This is a genomic window from Rhizobium sp. AN80A (assembly GCF_030053015.1).
Classification (GTDB): domain Bacteria; phylum Pseudomonadota; class Alphaproteobacteria; order Rhizobiales; family Rhizobiaceae; genus Rhizobium; species Rhizobium metallidurans.
Window position 1 is genome coordinate 2,340,902 of the sequence record NZ_JASJPX010000003.1, and the last position, 18,775, is coordinate 2,359,676.

The following is an 18,775-nucleotide window of genomic DNA, read 5'->3' on the forward strand; positions in this document are numbered from 1 at the left end:
TGTGAGAGAAATACGTTCTTTGACAGGCCTTAGAGGCTACGCGTCACTTTGGGTTTTCTTTTTACATGCGATGTATGGTTGGCCCGAAGGAAGTTTTCTAGTGAAAATCGCTAGCCTCGGAGGCGCTGGCGTGATCGTCTTCTTCGTGCTCTCAGGCTATATCCTTAGTCTGACATACGCTGATCGTTTTCGTGATGAGTCCGCTGGTTATCGGAATTTCGTCATCGCTCGATTGGCCCGCGTATATCCCTTGCATCTCTTCACGCTTTTCGCCTTCGCGTTCCTCGTATGGCTGGGATACCTTGAGAAGATGCCCACAGACAACGCGTACACCTTTATTCTCAACGTTTTGCTGATCCAGTCGTGGGGCTTCACCGATCTCGTCTCATGGAACCAGCCATCCTGGTCAATCAGCACCGAATTTTTCGCCTATCTTATGTTCCCGCTATTCATTGCTAGGCTTACCAAAGCCACGTTTGTATTTCTCGCCGCTGTAGCGACTGCGCTGGCCTGCCTGATCTACTTCCCCATATATGACCTTTCGTTAAAGTATGCTGGCATTACCGATGGCGTCCGTCAGTTTCAGTTCGGATCAAGCTTACTCTCGTTTTTCTGGGTATTTGCGGCCGGCTGCACGCTGTATTCCTTCGCCCGCCGTATACGCTCCAATGCGTTGATCTCAGACCTCTCCACGTTCGCCGGCTTGCTCTTTTTGGTGGTATCGTGCCTAACGACTCAAAGTGGCTTGTCTCTTTGGCAAGGGACAATCGCATCGGTTCTGATAATATTTGGAATACGAAACGATACCGGCATATCCGCGATGGTATTCGCTAACCCCATAATACACTTCATTGGCCGGGTATCTTTCGCCCTTTACCTGTGCGCATCTTCTGTCGAATGGACTGCCAGGCACTACGTTAATCCGTTGCCGCTCTGGGCAAATCTAGCATTGTCACTTGGTGTGGCAACGGCTCTACACTACTTAGTAGAAGTTCCAGCACGGAATGCCATCCGGGGCGCGACCGTAGCTAGGAAGCCGCAGGCACCGGTCATCCAGTCAGCTTAGCCTCCTGCTACGCCAAAACGTTTGCAAGCTGCCCCGTATTGATCTGCTGATTCGAGCCACTTGAGGTGTCGCTAATCTTGGCTACCCCAACTGCGGATATCCAATTCCGTGGCCCCACGACGCACAATGTGGTCGTGCCGACCAGACGAACACCGTAGCTCGAGCCATTCACAGGCGTGACGCCGTCCGGGCCAGGGCGCCCAGAACCACCTGCTATCGTGCAGTATGAAACCTCACACATGTAGGGCAGTCAGCCAGGGTAATCTGCGACAAGATTGCTGGAGGACCAACGAATTCGCCAAGATAGGCCGGATGCTCGCACCAATTCCTATTGACGATAGCTTGAGCGCATGCCCCTAGATAAATCTGTCCATTGCGTGATGTCAGGTTGTTGTCCTCGATGATCAGCTGTCGAGCACCAGACACCTGACTGCAATTGATTGCGACGCCGATCCCGTCAGAAATCGTATTCTTTCTAATGATGATGCTGTCACCGATGAGCTGACCGAGAATGCCTGCGTCTGACCCCGTCGTCATACGGCATTTTTCGATTATGCCGGTGAAAAACCCATCACCTGACGCGATGTGGTTATCGAGATAAATCGCAGCGCTGGCGAACGTCTGCCAGAGGTAAATGCCGGAGATTTCCCAGTTGGCCATGAAACCGTCAGCGTGCGTTTGCTCGAACTTTATCCCGTGAATGCAAGCGTTCGCGACGGGAGCCGTTATCGCGAAATCTCTCAGGATAGTCCCGACGTTTGGCGCCGGTATCAGCACGTGGATGCCAGCGCTACCGGCACCTGTTGAGGTGACGTTGAGGACGCTGGTCATCCCGCAGCCTATCAGCACCATGCGCCCGGTGAAGACAATCCCGGTGATGTCATAGGTCTTTGGTGGCAGTAATACCGGGCCGGCAGCAAGCGCCGCTTCGAGCGCCGCCTTATTGAGCGCAGCGCTTGCGCCGGCTACCCCCACGGCCTTCATGCCATAGGATTCAGGGTTGATAAAAGCCGAGGCTGCCGAGCCACTGCCGCCAGACAGCAAGGACGCTGGAATTCTTGTGATCGACATGCGTTAAACCTTTATTTCTTCAACGATGAGGGTTGAGGCGCTGACGCCACCGAAGAGCCTGGCGGCTGATGAACCATTCATGCGGATCGAACCGGACCCTGCCCCGACACGAACGGAGATCGTTTGTGTAGTGGTAACTCCCGGTGAATATTCGACTTCACCCGTCAGGTTCGCACCGTGGCCACTGTCAGCGATGGCGATGTAACCGGCTTTGATCGCATTGGCGCCGCCATTGAAGATGGCGTAGGCGATGGGCTGCGCGACCGCCTTCGCGGCGACATTGCCGGTAAACCTGATACGCAATTTGCTGTTTGCAGCCTTCGGGGTCACATCGACGGTAAGGATCTGCGTCCCCTCTGTAATCTGAGGGATCGTGTCATCGATCGGGATGTTCGCAGAAAGATCAGCACTGGTTGTGTAGGGCGTTGCGGAAACGCTCTGAATAACCGACCCGGCCGGGAAAAACAGATCGCGCAATTCCGCCGGACTAATCTCCTCAGTCACGCCGGCCCCGGCCGTCTTTCTCCCGAGAAGGCGCAAAGTGGCTGTTATGTTCTGGATCTTGTCATATGTGATGCTTCCAGTGGCGGGTGAGCCAACGGCGATCCGGAACCCCATTTCAGCTTCGATTGCGACCCCGTCCGGCGGAGCCTCGCTGAAACGCAGCTTCGGCGCCCCGCTCACGTATACAAGTGAGTAGGACGAATGAAGCTGCCCCGCGCCGTTCATGTTGACGCGGATGTTATTGGCGCTGCCAGGATCGACAGTCAGGGGGAAATCTGTTGTCGAGCCGTCCCCAGCGAACGCGTTCACGACGACGTCGTTGCGGGCCAAGGCAGCATAGTTGGCGGCGGCGGTCGCCGCGGCTTCCGCGGCTGCTTGTATGGAAGCGCTGGACTGATCGGTGACAAGCTGGAAGGTTGATCCAATCTTGACGCCCATGACAAGACCTACGATGCCGCCGGGGATGGGATCGTTGCCACCGATCGTTTTGATGGTGAGGGGTGCATCGCCGTTAAACGATACCGTTACAGCACCAGGGCCATTTGGCTCGAAGAGCCGGAACCACACGAGTGCGGACTCCGAAATAGGGATAGCGCTTGTCGCCTGGATAGCGTTCGGTGTTCCCGCTCCAACATCGGTAGCAATGATGAAGGAATACGGCAGATCGCCGACGCGAATCCATGACCCAGAATTCGTAGCTCCGGCTTTCTGATAGATGCCGCTGTAGGCCGCCGTGGGGTCAGAGATCACCCAAGCCATCGCCTTATCATCAGGCTTTAAATTGGCAAAAAGCTGCGCCCGGCTTGTATACACCGACCCACTGTTCGTCCCAATGGATGATATGAACGTTTCAATCCAGGTCCCCCACGTCCGTATTTCAGACTTCTTGGGTTTCCATGGGCCCGAAGAGGGTATTCCATCTGCGACAAAGTCGCGCCAGATCTGCATGGCGTTCTGAACGAGGCCCATGTCTTCTCCACTATAAAATTGTTTATTGTTGGGTTAAGTGACCGTCACGGCCCCGGTCGCCACCGGAGATGCCGGCGTACCAGACGCATTGATCGAGACGATAAAGCCGTATTTCGTACCTGCGGTGATGCCCGTCACTATGCGGCCATCCGCGATGTTGGGCGGCCCGTACTCGGTTCCCACAAGCGTCGCGCCTGCAAAGGTGTTAGTCGTGTTGGTGTAGAGTCTTACGCCAGCGTAGTTCGCACTGTTTGGCGCCACCCATGAGAAGTTAATCTGGCCAACGCCCCCAGTGGCTCCAGCGCCCGACACGACGCCGGGAGGCGTAGAGTCGGCGACTGCCGTTCGGATCTCGTACCCAGTCCAATCAGACTTCCGCCCATTCGACCACGTGCGAAGGCGAAACTTGTATTGAACGCCGTCAGACAGATAATTCGAACGAAGTTGATCTTCATTGGTCTTCGAATTCACGGATCGGGCCGGCTCACCGCCGCCGGTGGGTTCCCACTCCAGCTCGTATATCAAAGAATTGGCCAAATGGGTCCAAGTAGCGAGGGCATATGCCGCCGTGGCGCCACCGGCCAACGTCTCGGTCTGAATGACCACGTTAAAGCCAGAAGGAAGCGGGACTCCCGTTGGTGGCGCCGGGATGGCGCTCGATCCTGCAAGTCCCTCCTCTATCGCGGCATTGAAGCCGTAGAGATCCTCCGGGACAACAATGCCAGAGAACTGCACGGTCATGTCGCGTAGGGAGACCTTCGGCGACGAGGTGATCTCGATAACGACTTCATTTAGACGTGGCGGCAGATGAACACGAACGAACCGGCGAGACGATACGCCCTTCGCTGCCTCGTGGTGAGCTGTGATGGTGACGCGAGGCGCATTGGCGCGGATATATGCAAGCTTCTGCAGCCGCTGCATGTGGTTGTGATATTGGACGGCCTGATTATCGACCGTCTTCGTGCGTTCCGTATCCTCACCGATATAGGGGTCACCGTAGATCGCGGCATCGACAGTGTTGTAGGTTTCCTCAGGGCTTGTCCAGCGACCGCGAACCGCAAGAACAGTCGAAGAGCGGCGCTGATTGACATCATGCGAGCACCTCGTGATCTCCGCTGCAGTGAGCCTGATGTCCGGCTCGACAAACTCGCCCGCATGCACGCCGATCAATCCGTCCGGCCGCTCGTAGACGACGAGCTCGGCGGCTTGATCCATAAGTCGGCCTATTTGAACCGGGTCGTTCTCGGCACGGAACCATAGACCACCATGGTAACGTGGCTCACTGCCGCCCGACCGATTGAAGACAATCTGATCACACACATTCGCCGCATTGATCCAATCCGGCAGATACATATCCTCGATCGCCATCTTGCCGCCGACTGGGCTGCAAAGATGCCACAGCCGCATCAGCGCGACATTTGCCGAGAAAGCCGAGACGCCCGTCCTAGGATCGAACAACTTCATGCCGTCGCCAACTGCCGAATGTTGAGGCATCTGGTTTGGATACACAGTCATGTAGTTTTCGCTGCTGGCAGTCTCGCAGGACATACGAATGGTAGCCAAGCCGTCGCCTCGGTGAGCAGCGGTCCATATTGTTGGGAATCTAGCCACCACGTCGCCGTAAGCTGTCTCGGCATCCGACCCTAGACGGGTCAAAATTTGGACGTAGGGATATGAATCTATGTTGTAGTTGAAAGGCGAAACTACAACTCCGAACCCGTCCAACTGGACTGCGTCATCATGAATGTAGTGCCGCACGAAGCCTTGGATGTTATGAGAGGCCCAGCACAGGATGTGAAAAGCCGACCCTCCCGACTCCTCGAGAAACACATAATCGCTGGCCTTCTTTACCCGACCGAGCACGTATGCGAGCGATGGAACGGCTTGCTTCAAATTATACTGGCCATCCTCCGGCTTCGGAGCGGTGGGCTTTTTAACGAACAATCCTTGAAGGGCTGTCGCGCCGAATGCTAAGCCCGCATAGGCCAAGGCATAAGTGCCAAGATAAAGCGCGTTCGCGGCGAGCGTGGTCGTTGCCAGCGACGAGATGATAAGCGCCGGTATTTCGATAAGGCCAGGCATTCGATTAAATGCTCCAGATTGCCAGAGTAGGAGCCACAAGCGGCATGAAGCCAGCCTGGGCGCGGATGAGCCAGCGGCTCCCGTCGAATACTGCACCCCACTGCCGCTCGATGTTCGATGGACTGCCGATGACGCCGATCGAGCCCAGATAGGGTTGCTGAAGTGGCTTGCCCGCGATCTTCACGATGCAGCTCGCGACGACAGGCACGACCCCGCCAGCTTCGGCGATGATGGCCCGGAAGCCGGCCTCGTCATCGTATCTACCACGAAGATGCGTCGCGGGGTCCGGATGGCCAATGGCCACCGCCCAATCGGCAAGGCACAGGCAGCAGTCCAGCGTTCCGGGTTGCCACGGCTGCGAGCCGTGCCAATCGATAAACTCGGAGAGGCTGATCATCACCAGTTCGGCCAGCTGATCGTCTTGTCGAGCAGAAGCGGGATGCGCTCACAGAACTTGTCGAGAGGCGCACCAGGGTTGAGGACTGCCGATCGCGCTTTCTGATCGACGTCGGACAGGACAGATCCGCTGGTGAGCGTTCGAAGGGTGAACCGGTTCGTGATTTCAACAGTGATCGTCGAGATGATCTGGTCACCGCTCGCAGCGTCATCAAAGATGATGTCATCGATCGTGCCGGTGAACTTCACTTCCGGACTGCCATTCGGCTGCTCGAACTCGTCGAGGGCTTGTAAAAGGATGCGCATCCGCGATCCTATGATCTCGCCTGCTTCGTAGTCGGCCCAGATCCGGTTCGACGCTTCCACGTCGATGCCCGAGATATTCAGCGATAGGGTGAAGGCCTCGGCGTTGATGGCCATCTCGATCTGATCGAGGGCGTCTTCAGTCAGCACGCAGGCCCGCCACTTGTTTCCGTCGGCATCGACAAATGGACCGCCGGAGCCGTCCCACATTCTGATCGTTCCCGAAGGAAGATCGATCGGTACGAGAACGCGCAGTGATTTGGTTGCCATTACACCAAGCCCATTGCCAGTTGGTTCCAGTAGTCAGTCGCCTCCTGAAAGGAGACGCTTGGGTAGTTCGACTTGCGGATCGCATCCTGCTGGACATCCATGCCTCTATCTTCAGCAAGGCGACACAAGCAGGTGGGCTGATCAAACTCCAGCGTCGATCCCGAAGGGATCACTTCGCGGACAGTTGGCGATATCGGAACAGTCCAGACGTCACCGTCGACCGCTATCACGGGACCAGTTTCGTACAGCGCGTGGTTGAAAGAGAAACGGACACCGACAAGATTTGGAGCCGCACTGATGACGCGCAAACGGATCATTGCCGCGCCCATGGGTGTCACGCCATCGCTGACGATGGATATAGCCCCCTGCAGATAGTCGGTATCGTCATCAAACAGAGCATCGTCATCATGTGCTGTTTCCGCCTGCGGGGTGAACGCCCCGCTAACGAAAGGCGCAGAAAGTGACGAACGTACGGGCACAACGATGAGGCCAGAGCGCCCGGACAGCTTTTGCCGCAGGGCCTGCCAAGTCTGCCACTGCTCTCGGCGACGATCCTGCAGGATGACGTTGGAGTATTCTATAGCCCAATACCCGAGATCTGTCCTTGTGACCGGCTCAACTCCTCCCAAGGAGCGGCCACTGGTCCGCGAAAACGGAACGAGGTTCGCCGCCACTTGCTGAGGCTTGAGAGTGCAATACGGCCAGATAATAGCATCAGCCATTTCGGTAGTCCCCGCCAGCGGTGTTTGCTTGATACTTGGACATTGTGGGGACAACTTGCTGACTTGCCGCCGACAGAAGTTTCGGACTAGCGGAAGCAACTGTTTGCTCGCTGACCGATTTAACGAAGGGCATCAGATTGCCGCTGTCGTCGACATCAACGCCAACTGTGACATGAACGGCGCTACCGCCGCCCATCTTCGTTCCGCGAGGCAACACCACCTCGCCGCGCTGGAGGATGGCGGGCACTTCACCTGGCTGCAAACCGGCAATGCCGCCGGTGTGATAACGCTTCGCACCGGAAAACACAGATGGCGATACAGCCCGGCCGTGGTTGTACCCATCCGAGCCAGCGACGCCGCCACTGTGAAGGATTCCGGGTATGAGGAGACCGCCCAAAAGCCCGCCTTTGCCGCCGCCAAAAAGTCCGCCGCCGCTAAACAAACTATCGAGAGACACGTCGAGAAGCTTGTCGATCACCTTGTCGAGTGCGTTAGCCAAAGCCTCGGTTGCGGATTTTCCGCTGCGCAAATCCGAGATGAAACCGCCAACAACGTCGCGGCCGAGATCTCGGAATGCTTCGGCTGATTTCTTCAGCTGATCCTGAGAGGCTTTCAATCCCTCTGTGGCCGCAGATGCCCTGGCATAGTTACCGGCAAGCGCTTCGATACTGGCTGCCAGCTCCGGCGTGACGGTAACGCCCGCCTTTTGCGCTTCAGAAAGCAGCTGCTGCTGGATCTTAGCCTTTTCCACCGCAAACCCGTAATCGTTAATCAACGGGTTCAGCCTCGATTGAGCCGCGTATTCTGCGTTCAATACATCGATGCGCTTTTGGATCTCCGCCACATCCCCCTGGAATACGTCTGTCGGAGACCGCTTTTTTCGTGGCAGAAAGGCCGGCATCTGACATGGAGACGCCCGTGCCTGAGAGGTACGCTTGCGCCTCGTCTTTACGACGGCCTGGATTTGCAGTCAGTGCGGCAATCGCCTGAGCCACCTTTGCCGGTCCGCCTCCATCCTTAATCGCCTTGACGACAGCATCCGGGAGGGAGCCATAATTGTACGCAATCGACGTCAGCGCCGCTTTTTGCGCTTCCGAAAGGCTCTTCCAGGTCTCGATACCGATAGCGTTCTGAATACCGTCCTGAAACTCGACAATGCGACGAGACAGATCGCGCTGCGCATCGTCGAGCGTTACGACGGTATCCTTGGTGACCTTTTCGATGACGCCGTTCGCGCGTGTCGTCGTATCGCTACCGAACCCGGTACGAAAGGCGTTCACGTCCCACTTGGCGGTGCTGATGAAACCCTCGAAGCCGCGGATCATTTGCGCAGCGGCCGACTTTCCGATCTCGTCAAGGTTGGACTGTTGGAAATCGTAGGTACGCGCTTCCTCACCGTTCATGAATTTACCGCCACCCGAATAGATGGGTGACAGCTGGCCAAGCGGTGATTTGTTGATCTGCGACTGCAGCGTGCTAAGGTTCTTCGCATACTCGCCGACCTGCGAGAGCGCCTGCCCCATGGCAGGTATCAGCTCCGTTTTGATGCGGCTGGCGATATCGCTGATCGCGCCGCCACCAGCGGTCCCCAGCCCGAGGGCGGATGCGGTCAATGCCGCAATGGCATCCTTCGCCTGCTGGCCCGTCAGGTAGACGTCTTTGAGGCGCTTCTGCGTTCCTTCCATTGCCTCCTGCAGCGGCAAGGACTCCTGCGCCGAAAGCCGCAACTCCTTCGCCAAATCGCGGATATTCTGCGGAATGCCGGTCATGCCCTCGATCTTCGCCATATCGAGCGAGAACTCGCGGAAATCCGGAATATCCTGATCGAGCTTGCGGAGCGCCGCCTGAAAATCGAGAACGGTCTGCGTCGCGCCGCCGAACTCACTGACGGGCACGCTCAGAATGTCGGAGGAAAGGTCTTTACCCGCGGCCTGGATAGCCTTCTGCAGATCGCCGAACTGGTCTTTCAGCTTCTGCACTTCGATCTGGCGGACGGAGTCCGAGTAATCCTTGGCGCCCTTTTGCGCCAAGCCCCAGGACTCGTCGAACGAACGGATCAGTTCCGCGTGGGCCTTCAGCAGCTTTTCCGTGTCTGGAATATCGGACTTGAGGGTCGAGACGTACTGAAATGCCGCCCCGGCCAAACCAATGATCGCAAACGAAGCCAGGGAAACCGGATTGACCACTTGAGCGAACGCGCCACCAAGAATTTTGACGGCGCCGATCAGGCCGCCGCCAGCGCCCTGAAAGACCTGCGCTACCTGACTTCCTTGCTGCACCATGACGGTGAAGGGCGATGCGCCCGACAGCAGGCTCGTTGAAATATCGTTCAGCTGAAAAGACAGGTTGGAGATAGCAGCACGTTGTGCCCCGAGAGACGCAATCGACTTCTTGGCACCAGCATCAAAACCACCAGCGACGTTGTCGTTGGCCTTCTTGAACTTGCCCTCGATCCCGGTTGCAGTGTCACCAGCCGCCTTCGCTATCAAGGCAAGCTGACGCTCGAACTTCTTTTGCGTCGCCTCGATCGAAACGAGCAGTCTTGCCTGATCTTCAGCGTTTGCGGCCACTAGAATCCCTCGATACCCAGTTCAGCCATCAGCTCGTCGCTCATGGCAGGGGGTGGATCATCTTTTGTTTGATTGGCTTTGCGGTAACCGTCCATGCAGGCCGCGTATTCCCAGAGTGTCATGTCATCGACGTCACGCGGGGTGTAACCTACGACGGCTCCGGCCCCGTAGTAACTGGACCACCTGGTTCGTCCGTTTGGAAGCGGGTTTGGGTCGGGCTCTCCGCCCCCGCTTGTGGCTCCCCCGGCTTATCATCCATCTCCCACATGATGAATCGACGAAGGATCTCCGCTGCAGTGATGGCCAGAGCATAGGGGCTGGCCATGTCCATTGCCGAGTCAATGATCTTCTGCGCGGCATCCTGCGGCGTTCCCGTGGCCATAAGACCTAGGCGGATCGGCTGGATAACGTCGTCGATCTTCCACTGCTGTCCGAGCAGCCGCATCATGACAACAGCGCAACCGGCATCGCAACGCTGCTCAAGAGCACGCAACTCGCCGATACCCAGGCGGAATTCATGCTCTCCGCCTGGCCAAACGATTGTTTCCGATCCGCGCATCAGGCCGCCTTCGCGGTGCGGACCGGCAAGCCGTCGAACTGAATCTCGATTTCAGCGGTGACGCTCGGGCCTTTTTCAGCCGTATTGTTCAGGCTGACGAGATACGCATTGCCCGTCTCGTACTCGGTATCGCCGACAGCAGCCTTGAGATGACCGACGCGGATCTTCTTGGTTTGGCCGGAGTACCACCAGTCCAGCATCAGTTCATGGCTCTGCGCTGCCCAGACGCCTGTCCCGGAAATAGTCACTTCCTGCGACTGGACCGAGCGCTCGATGCTGTTGGGCTTCGACTCGTCTTCGCAGTCAGGCACCTCCGACGTCTGCATCGTCGAAGAGCGATTGACGCCGCGCTGCGTGACACCGCAGATTTTCGACCAGGTGCCGGGCGTCTCAGTTTCGAATTCCACAACCATGTGCTGGAATTTCGCGGTAGTAGCGTCTGCCATTGCAGTTCTCCATTGGAAAAGCGGACCGGCTTTCGCCAGTCGATCGACAAGGGCTTGAGGCCCGGTTCAGGTGAGTGGGCTATTGAGCCCGAGATTTGCCCTTGCGAGCTTTCGCCGCCTCCCGATTGGGAGGCCGGACCTCTTCCGCCAATCCTTTGGAGACGGCATAATCGACGACATCTTGAGGCCAGGATTGCGGCTCGGGATCAGCGGGAAAGGTGAACGAAAACTTGGAGCGCGGCCGCCGATAAGTGGCGCCAGTCTTTACGATCATCCAAGCCATCATTCATCTCCACCAGGACGCTCGACGGAAGCCGTCACCTGAACTATGCCGTGAACCGTTAGCGGGTCCGGATCATCAATCACTCTCGACAAGGTCACTCGCAGCTGAAGCAGTGCATTCTCTGCCAGCTGTAGATCGTCCCGCTCGTGCAACGCCTTTCGAACAGCCTCGACGATGTCATCGCACTGCCAACGGTTCGGTTTGCGCGACCACACATCGACCTGAAAGGTGATTTCGAGACTGTCGATGCAATCTGCGCCATCATCCACCGCATAGACGGGTCCTCGGCTGATGTGCGCATTCTTGCCCTTCCAAGGATTAGTGCCAACCTTGTCATAAACCGTATCGACCAGAGCCATGACACCGGGATCGGCAGCGAGCGTATTCTGTATAAGCTTCCAGGTCTCTGCCGCCGGGCTGGTCATTCTGAAGCGCTTTCTGCCTGAATGGCCTTTTTCATGGCGCGCACTGTGCGGGACTTGATCCGCTTCCGGAGCGCACGATAGGCCGGATAGAAATAAGGATGTGCCGGCTGCTCTTTGGTGCCGAATTCGACCCATCGAGCGTAGTACGCAGCCTTGCTGCCGGCGTAGATCGTGATCTTGAGGCCACGACTGTCTTCAGCGCTTTCGCCGACGACGACAGCTCCATCCGGAGCGTCACCCCACGTCCACGATATCGACATCTGGAGATCCCCAGTATCGATCGGTGCAAGGCGCTTCATCATCGAGACAAGCTCCTCGGCGCTCTTCTCCATCGCGGCGCGCGTTGCTTCCTCGACACGCTTCGGCATCTCGACTGTGAGCTTCTTCTTGAGCGCGGCAATTCCCTCAACCATCAGGCAGCGACCCCGCTCTCGACCATGACGTCGAGAAACTGGCGATCGTCAGTAACAGCGATTGAGCGAACCGCGTAAATAGGCCCATCCCAATAACGCTCATCGCCAACGCCTTGCCAAGCACCGTTCCGCGTATCGCGCATGCGCCAGTCCTGCTGAATCTTAAGCGTGTCGCTGTCGCGGCGGAGACGCACGACGATCGGTTGACGCCCTTCCAAACGGGAAGCAACTACGGACTCGCCACCGCGCAAGAAGGTGAACCCGGCGCGACGCTGGAATTTCTCGACGAAGCCGCCTTGAATATTCCCAGAGCCGTCATCCTGATCGGCGCGCTCATCAAAGGCCACCTTCTCTTTGAGTCGACCTGCATCACGCTTATCCATCGACTCAAACCCTAAGCCAGCGGTAAGGATCAATCAGCAACCTGCTCGACCTGGGCAAGCCGTCTAACCCACCGCGATCCTCGTAAAGCGAGGCCACGTACATCATTGCGGCCACCTTGAAGACCTGCTCAGTGCTGACAGGGACGAGCGAGATGTTGCAATATTGAAGAACAGCGCTTTCCGCCGCATTCATGTATGCCTGAATGGTTACGTCGTCGTCATCGGTGTCGACGCGCAGATGCTCCTTCACCTCGGCGAGCGTGTAGAGCGGGCCAGTAGAGAGGACGACGACGTTTCCCATAGCAGACTTCCTTACTTTTCTTCGCCGTTTTCAGACTTGTACCCTAGCGCCTTGGCGACAGCCTCGGATCCAGAGAGGGAGGGATCATTGAAATCGATCCGGTTCTGCTTTTCGGTGGTGTTGGCGCGGGGATCCGCATCAACAGCCGGATGTGACGGATCGACGTCAGCAACAGTCTGAATCGGCGCACCCGAAGGATCAAACTCCGTGGCAGGCGCGACACTTCCCGTTGGGGCGTTAGGATCGATCGTCTCGACCGTTTTGGCCTTCTTCGTAACCATGATGATGCCTCTTGGTTGATGGTTGGAACGCGGGAGGCGAAAAGTCGCCTCCCGTATTGCTTCAGGTGGACTAGGGGTTCACGGCGACCTTAAGGGCGCGCATAGGCTCCGGATTGTGGACGCCGCCGCCGACTCGCTTGGTCGTATAGAAATGCACGAACGGCTTGTTGGTGAAGGGATCACGCAGAACGCGGATGCCAACACGGTCAACAACCAGATAGGTTGCATCCATGTCGCCGTAGAGCGCAGCGATGTTGTTCGCCGCAACGCCCGGCATGTCGGGAACCTCGACGATGGTTTCGCCAGCAAGTGTTGCCGGCTGGCCGGCAGCATATGACGGCTGCCACAGGTAGTTATTCTGCCCGTCTTTCAGCTTGCGCATCGACGACTGCGACAGGCGGTTGGCATAAAGCTTCGCATTCGAGCGATACGCAGCCGGCAGGCTGTAGAACAGGTCGATGAAACCATCCGAGGTGAAAGCAGCGGCCGCGCCACTGTTGACCACCGGGATAGCGCCCCAAGGGTGCTTCGCAGCATTAGCGGCGCCGGTCACATAGGTGAGGATGCCAAACGGCTTATTCGCGCCATCGCCGGAGATAAAAGCGATCCCTTCCTGGCGGGCGAACTCGGCATCAACTTCGTCGGCGAGCCACTGCTCAAGGTTGATAGCCGCATCGTCGAGAAGCTGCTGAGAGATGGCTGGATTAGCGTAAATTTCGCCTGGAACGAAATCCAGCGTGCCGATCTGCGGCGTCGAGGTTGCCGGGCGCGAAGCCGTCTCACCAACCCAGCCGGAGCCGATGGCACGGTCGTTAAACAGCTTCTTGAATCCAGCACCGGTGATAGAGATTACCCGGGCACTGGCGCGGATGGGCGAGATTTCCTTCAGCTTGTTGGTGATGGTGCGATCCCACTCGACGGGAGCGAGATAACCACCATCAGCATCGGTGCCCTTCGTCATCGCGGCCTGGACGTCGCCCTTGCGCATGTGAGCCTTGAAGGCGTTCACATATTCAGGGTCCGCCTGCAGATCACCGATAACGGCGCCGCCGAGGTTCGCAGCAGCCATCTTGGCATTCAGGTCGTCAATTGCCTTCTGGAAATTGCCGACAGCGGCGTCGATGCGCTCGACCTTCTCGTTGACGACAACGTCCGCCTTGCTGTTGAGCTTGTCGTCGTGCGCTTTCTTGAAGTCCTCGAAGGCCGACTGGAGGGCCGAAATCATCGCCTTCGGGTCATTGGCATCCGCGCGGATGCCAAGTCCCGTTACGGCGCGCGGGGTCGAGAGAGCCGTCGCGGCTGCGAGTGCGGCGCTGGGAGAAACATGCTTCATTTGAAGCTCCTTGTGTTTCAGGATTTAAGGGTGGAAAGCAAACCGGTGAGTCCGGTCCATTCGTCGCCAGCGCCGGGCGTGGCTTCAGAGGCAGCGCCTGGCGTGCCTTTGATCTTGTTGATGCGCGCACGAGCGTCAGTGCGAGAGCTGCCGGCAGAAACCAGCGACAACTCGAGAGCGCGCAATTCGTTGACATCTTGGTCGCGAGACTTCGCGTCCTCATCGACTTTCATAGTGTCGGCGGAAAGCAATGCGTCGGCAAAGCCGCGCTCGATCGCCTGCGATCCAGACATATAGGTTTCCGCGTCCATCCATTTCGCGACGTCCTTTGCATCACGGCCGGTCTTGGCGGCGTAGAGATCAACCATCGCCTGGTCGAACGGCGCCAACCAATCGGCCGTTTCCGCCATGTCGTGGCGGTTTCCGATGGCAATGACCCAGCAATTATGGATCATCAGGAAGGAAGCAGCGCCGATCTCAATGCGATCACCTGCCATAGCTATGATCGAGGCAGCAGAGGCCGCCATTCCCATCACCTTGACGGTGATATCCTGGGGATGCTCGCGAAGCACATTGTAGATCGCGATACCCTCGAACATGTCGCCGCCTGGGCTGTTGATCTGCACCTCGACGGGCCGATCGCCGATTGCACGGAGCTGTGCCGCGACACGCTTCGCCGTGATGCCGCCGCCACTCCAATAATCCTCGCCGATGACGTCAAACATGGTGATGACATTGTCACCCTGCTCGATCGCGCGAATGCCGGAAGCATCGGCCGCCCACTTGTCCAGCACAGACGATTTTGTCAGCGCGCAGACGTCGCGGTTGGCGGGCATAGGAAGCGCACCGTGGCGGGCCTTCGCGAAAACTGTCGACCGACGATCACACGTCATTGCCATTTCCTTTCGGGGTGTTTGCCTGAGCGCTCATCGCGCCCTTGCTGACGTCATCGCCGCCCGCCGTGGGAGGCATGTCGGACAGGTCTCTAACTTCATTCTGGGACATCCAGCCTGGCGCGCCACCAGCGCCCAGTGCCTTGGCGAAGAAGTCCGCCTGATCTTTCATGGAGCCGCGCAACAAAGCGCCAGCATTGAACTTCGCGGAAAACCGCTCCTTCTCTTCGTCTTCGAGAAGTGAGCGCTCAACAGATTGCTCCCACGCCGTAAACCACGGCCCAAGAGCATACTGGACGAAGAACCGGCCCAGCGCTTCGATACCGGATCCCCAACTAGTTTCGTCGACCATAAGCAGGGGACGAGGGACGCCGCTCACGCGGGCGATCTCCTCGACTTGCAGTTTCCTGATCTCGGTCAACTGTGCGTCGCGCGCGTTGCTGCCGGGAACATCATACGCCATTCCCTCCTCAAGAATGAGGTTCTTGCCGGCGTTATCCGCGCCCTCCTTTTCCGCAAGGCTGGCTTTCAGGCGCTCGAAAGCCGGGTCAGACAGTTTGCCAGGGTGCTTGAGCATGCCGCCGACAAAAGTGCCGTTTTTGAATAGCCGCGCAGCCGCTAGCTCGGCGGAAAGTGCAATGCCGATCGCATCCCTTGCCTGCTTGACGAGCGAGATGCCACACAGTCCGTCAAGAGAAAGACCACGAAGGTGAAAAACGTCTCGGCTCGCCAGGAGTTGCAGCGGACCATTCTTTGGCTGATACCTGTAGGTGATCGACCAGTCGGAATTCTGCACCGGCGTGACCATTGTCGGATCAAGGGGTATTAACTGACTGACAACCCTTCGACCGAGGCGAACATCATAGGACCGTACAATCCGCGCATATCCATTGCCGTGTGAAAGAGCCCTCAGCTGCATGAGAGACCGGAAGTCGAAAGCCGTCTGCCACCCGTTCGGTTCACGATGCATAAGCCTATAAAGCGGATGATCTGACGCTTTCTGCTTCGTTTGGTTGTCGATCAACTGGAACGGAAGCATCCCGATTGCGTACGATATCAGGCTGAAGGCGCGGAACAATGACGTGTTCCGCATGGCGGTTTCGACCGAGACCGGCACACCCGAATTACTTTCGAATCCGAACCGCAGGAACTCCACTAGGCGCGGATCGTCCAGCGAATAAAGCTGCACAGAATCACCCGAGATGTCCGCGCGAGGCGAGGAAGCGTCCGCATTCTTCGACCGAAACAAATCACGAAGGCCCATGGGCTAGATCATCCTTATGCCGTGCGTCTCGTAGGTGGATCGCCCGGTTGCCTCTGGATTTAGGAACATCAGCATCGCGGCATTGAAGAGCGCCATGAGAGGGTCGATCTTCGAAGCTCCGGCGGCCTGCTTTGTTACGAGATAGTTCGACCCGCGCAGTTCTGTTTTTGCATTGCTGGCGGCCCACGCCATCAGCGGCTGCCCGCAGTGGACCATTGTCCGGTCTTTTAGCTTTCGTGGCAGCGTGTTGATTGCGGACTGAAGCTTCCAGCCCTGCCCAACCGCCAACGTCTGCTCGCCGCCGATACCTCTTTCGCCGAGCTCGTCGAGCAAAGTGGCAATGCCATATGCATCGAGACCGATCCCTGCCTTCTCCGGCAACAAGCCCGCCACGAGAATGCGCTCACAAATGTCGGCAATCTCCCTGACGTCGTCGTCAACTTCCTTGCAAACGACGAGGTCGCCTTCTTGCTCGAACTGACGAAGACGTGGGGCAATTTCCTGCCGCCGCTCGAAGACATCCTCGTGAGCCCAGGCGCGCCCCCAGTGGAGCCAGTTTCTTGTTTCTCTGTGCCGACCTATCACCGCCACGGCCATCAAGTCATCGAGACCACCCCCGTCGACGCCAACCACCGCGACATCACATTCGGCCAGCAAGTCGTCGAGGGTTAGGCCTTCGATAGCGGCGGATAGCCAGTAATCGGCGCCAGCCCATCGATCAGCATGCAAGCCAAGGCCAATCTCGACATTGAAATGCTGCGACGCGATTAGCGCCAGCTTCTCGGGGCCTTCGCGCATGGCCGTGGCGATCTCACCGGCCAGGTATGCTTCATCGACGGATCTGTTGAGGTTTGGATTGACCAAACCCCACAACTCGCGACGCATCCAACCGCCATCGACAGCATCCTCTGCAGGCAACTCATAGAGGACCGCCAGCATCGGAAATACAAAGAGCCCGTCGCGCACATCGCGAGCCTTCTTCAACTCAGCCTTGAACACGCCTGTCGGCGGTGTCTTTGACTGGGTTGTGATTTGCACCAGAAAGCCATCGGGCCGGGCCGCCAAAGAGCCGCGGATTTCGACGAAGATGTCAGCGGCCTTTGCCATGGTCGCAAAGACGTGCGTCTCATCGATCAAAATGTAAGTCGCCTTCGAACCGGTAATAACGTCAGCGGCTGCAGCCTTGACGATGATCACCGCGAGGGTGTTCAGGTGCGTGATGGTCTTCAGGTGATCCTGAATGTGAAACAGCTTGGACAGCTCCACATCCAAACGGACTATACCGGCGGCCTGCTTAAACGAGATGCCGGCAATGGTTTTCGTTGGTGCGATCAGCAACAGTTCCGCTTCCGGCCGCTCATTGAGGATGGCGGCCGTCACCATGATTGCTGCTGCGATCGATGACTTTCCGTTCTTCTTGGGCACCAGCAAGAAGAATTCTCGCAACATGCGCCGCTTAAGGTCCGGATCATAGCTGCCGAATATGACGCGGACGATCTCAAAGACCCACTCGTCGCACGCTTCACCGTAGGTCGGGTGACCGATGACATCGGGTACTCGCAGGCGCTTGAATATCCTGAGCGCCTTTTCCGCCATAGCGTCAAAGAGAGGCAGATCTGGAACCATGGACTTGCGCAACCGAATGCGCTCCTTCCAGTCTGGGACGGCAGTCGACCAAGTCGAAGCCGGCATCCAAGCTGTGTCCATTAGTTAGGTTTCCCTTGAATACCTGGTAGGAGGTCACTGCCCCAGTGGCTGTCGGCGCCGGCGGTCTTCGCGGCTGCCTTGGCGGCCTCTTTTTTACCCTGTGGCGCGTCTTGGTCCTTCGACTTCTGGGTATCGGTCCTTCTGCTTGCCTGCGCATCCCGAAGTCGCTGATCCATCCCCATCCGATCGTTGCTGTCGAGCATCTTGCCAAGCTCCTTCAGCGCAGCGACGTTTCCGGCGTTTGCCTGATCCATCGCAATCTCAAAACGTCTTGCATCGAGCCGGTCACGCATCGCGTCGCGCTGTTTGAGTTCGGCTCTAAAATAACGTTTTAAAGTCGCTGGAGAGACCCCAATCCCGTTTGCCATCCGCTCGATCGACCAGCCGAGCGCGAGTAACAGCTTGATTTTGTTCCGGTCTTTGTCGGATGCCTCATATGGTGGTCGTCCGCGCTTCCCTTGCCAGTCAGGAATGGCGTGACCGAACAGGTCAAAATTGTCGCTCATCCAAAAAAAATCTCTGCGTGAGAGGGGC

Annotated in this window: 21 protein-coding genes; 1 reads left to right on the forward strand and 20 read right to left on the reverse strand. The window is 57.6% G+C overall.

What is annotated here, in order from left to right; translation table 11 throughout:
• Position 1 precedes the first annotated feature (1 nt).
• Positions 2–1,066, forward strand: a complete 1,065-nt coding sequence (locus tag P3R82_RS23170; protein ID WP_283195482.1) for an acyltransferase — start codon at positions 2–4, stop codon at positions 1,064–1,066.
• A gap of 213 nt (positions 1,067–1,279) precedes the next feature.
• Here the strand turns inward: P3R82_RS23170 and P3R82_RS23175 are convergent, their stop codons facing one another.
• The 20 genes from P3R82_RS23175 to P3R82_RS23270 form a co-directional block, all read right to left on the reverse strand.
• Positions 1,280–2,137 carry a hypothetical protein gene (locus tag P3R82_RS23175; protein WP_283195483.1) on the reverse strand — a complete coding sequence of 286 codons (858 nt, stop codon included), beginning with the start codon at positions 2,135–2,137 and terminating at the stop codon, positions 1,280–1,282.
• Between the two features lie 3 nt (positions 2,138–2,140).
• Positions 2,141–3,610 carry a hypothetical protein gene (locus P3R82_RS23180; protein WP_283195484.1) on the reverse strand — a complete coding sequence of 490 codons (1,470 nt, stop codon included), beginning with the start codon at positions 3,608–3,610 and terminating at the stop codon, positions 2,141–2,143.
• A gap of 33 nt (positions 3,611–3,643) precedes the next feature.
• Positions 3,644–5,692: a hypothetical protein gene (locus tag P3R82_RS23185; RefSeq protein ID WP_283195485.1), complete on the reverse strand. Its 2,049-nt coding sequence runs from the start codon at positions 5,690–5,692 to the stop codon at positions 3,644–3,646.
• Between the two features lie 4 nt (positions 5,693–5,696).
• The gene (locus P3R82_RS23190; protein ID WP_283195486.1) at positions 5,697–6,089 is read right to left on the reverse strand and encodes a hypothetical protein; all 393 of its coding nucleotides are present in this window, start codon (positions 6,087–6,089) and stop codon (positions 5,697–5,699) included.
• Entirely contained in the window at positions 6,089–6,661 is a 573-nt protein-coding gene (locus P3R82_RS23195) for a hypothetical protein (RefSeq protein WP_283195487.1), read from the reverse strand. The genes P3R82_RS23190 and P3R82_RS23195 overlap by 1 nt, the downstream gene beginning before the upstream one ends.
• The gene (locus tag P3R82_RS23200; protein WP_283195488.1) at positions 6,661–7,383 is read right to left on the reverse strand and encodes a hypothetical protein; all 723 of its coding nucleotides are present in this window, start codon (positions 7,381–7,383) and stop codon (positions 6,661–6,663) included. Before P3R82_RS23200 ends, P3R82_RS23195 begins: the two co-directional genes overlap by 1 nt.
• Entirely contained in the window at positions 7,376–8,158 is a 783-nt protein-coding gene (locus P3R82_RS23205) for a hypothetical protein (RefSeq protein ID WP_283195489.1), read from the reverse strand. Before P3R82_RS23205 ends, P3R82_RS23200 begins: the two co-directional genes overlap by 8 nt.
• Positions 8,151–9,953, reverse strand: a complete 1,803-nt coding sequence (locus P3R82_RS23210) for a phage tail length tape measure family protein (protein ID WP_283195490.1) — start codon at positions 9,951–9,953, stop codon at positions 8,151–8,153. Before P3R82_RS23210 ends, P3R82_RS23205 begins: the two co-directional genes overlap by 8 nt.
• A 148-nt stretch (positions 9,954–10,101) precedes the next feature.
• Positions 10,102–10,512 (reverse strand): gene transfer agent family protein, encoded by a 411-nt coding sequence (locus P3R82_RS23215; RefSeq protein WP_283195491.1) that lies wholly within the window; start codon positions 10,510–10,512, stop codon positions 10,102–10,104.
• On the reverse strand, positions 10,512–10,958 hold the full coding sequence (locus P3R82_RS23220; protein ID WP_283195492.1) for a phage tail tube protein: 447 nt from the start codon (positions 10,956–10,958) through the stop codon (positions 10,512–10,514). Before P3R82_RS23220 ends, P3R82_RS23215 begins: the two co-directional genes overlap by 1 nt.
• A gap of 282 nt (positions 10,959–11,240) precedes the next feature.
• Positions 11,241–11,666, reverse strand: coding sequence for a DUF3168 domain-containing protein (locus P3R82_RS23225; RefSeq protein WP_283195493.1), 426 nt, complete (start codon positions 11,664–11,666; stop codon positions 11,241–11,243).
• Positions 11,663–12,079 carry an HK97-gp10 family putative phage morphogenesis protein gene (locus tag P3R82_RS23230; RefSeq protein ID WP_283195494.1) on the reverse strand — a complete coding sequence of 139 codons (417 nt, stop codon included), beginning with the start codon at positions 12,077–12,079 and terminating at the stop codon, positions 11,663–11,665. Before P3R82_RS23230 ends, P3R82_RS23225 begins: the two co-directional genes overlap by 4 nt.
• The gene (locus tag P3R82_RS23235; RefSeq protein ID WP_283195495.1) at positions 12,079–12,462 is read right to left on the reverse strand and encodes a head-tail adaptor protein; all 384 of its coding nucleotides are present in this window, start codon (positions 12,460–12,462) and stop codon (positions 12,079–12,081) included. Before P3R82_RS23235 ends, P3R82_RS23230 begins: the two co-directional genes overlap by 1 nt.
• A gap of 4 nt (positions 12,463–12,466) precedes the next feature.
• Positions 12,467–12,763 (reverse strand): head-tail connector protein, encoded by a 297-nt coding sequence (locus tag P3R82_RS23240; RefSeq protein ID WP_283195496.1) that lies wholly within the window; start codon positions 12,761–12,763, stop codon positions 12,467–12,469.
• A gap of 11 nt (positions 12,764–12,774) precedes the next feature.
• Positions 12,775–13,044, reverse strand: a complete 270-nt coding sequence (locus tag P3R82_RS23245; protein WP_283195497.1) for a hypothetical protein — start codon at positions 13,042–13,044, stop codon at positions 12,775–12,777.
• A gap of 70 nt (positions 13,045–13,114) precedes the next feature.
• Positions 13,115–14,269, reverse strand: a complete 1,155-nt coding sequence (locus tag P3R82_RS23250) for a phage major capsid protein (protein WP_283195498.1) — start codon at positions 14,267–14,269, stop codon at positions 13,115–13,117.
• 125 nt (positions 14,270–14,394) lie between these two features.
• Entirely contained in the window at positions 14,395–15,213 is an 819-nt protein-coding gene (locus P3R82_RS23255) for a head maturation protease, ClpP-related (protein ID WP_283195499.1), read from the reverse strand.
• 46 nt (positions 15,214–15,259) lie between these two features.
• On the reverse strand, positions 15,260–16,534 hold the full coding sequence (locus tag P3R82_RS23260) for a phage portal protein (RefSeq protein WP_283195500.1): 1,275 nt from the start codon (positions 16,532–16,534) through the stop codon (positions 15,260–15,262).
• 3 nt (positions 16,535–16,537) lie between these two features.
• Positions 16,538–18,172 (reverse strand): terminase large subunit, encoded by a 1,635-nt coding sequence (locus P3R82_RS23265; RefSeq protein ID WP_283195501.1) that lies wholly within the window; start codon positions 18,170–18,172, stop codon positions 16,538–16,540.
• Positions 18,173–18,240: 68 nt separating this feature from the next.
• Entirely contained in the window at positions 18,241–18,747 is a 507-nt protein-coding gene (locus P3R82_RS23270; protein WP_283195502.1) for an AraC family transcriptional regulator, read from the reverse strand.
• Between the last annotated feature and the right edge of the window lie 28 nt (positions 18,748–18,775).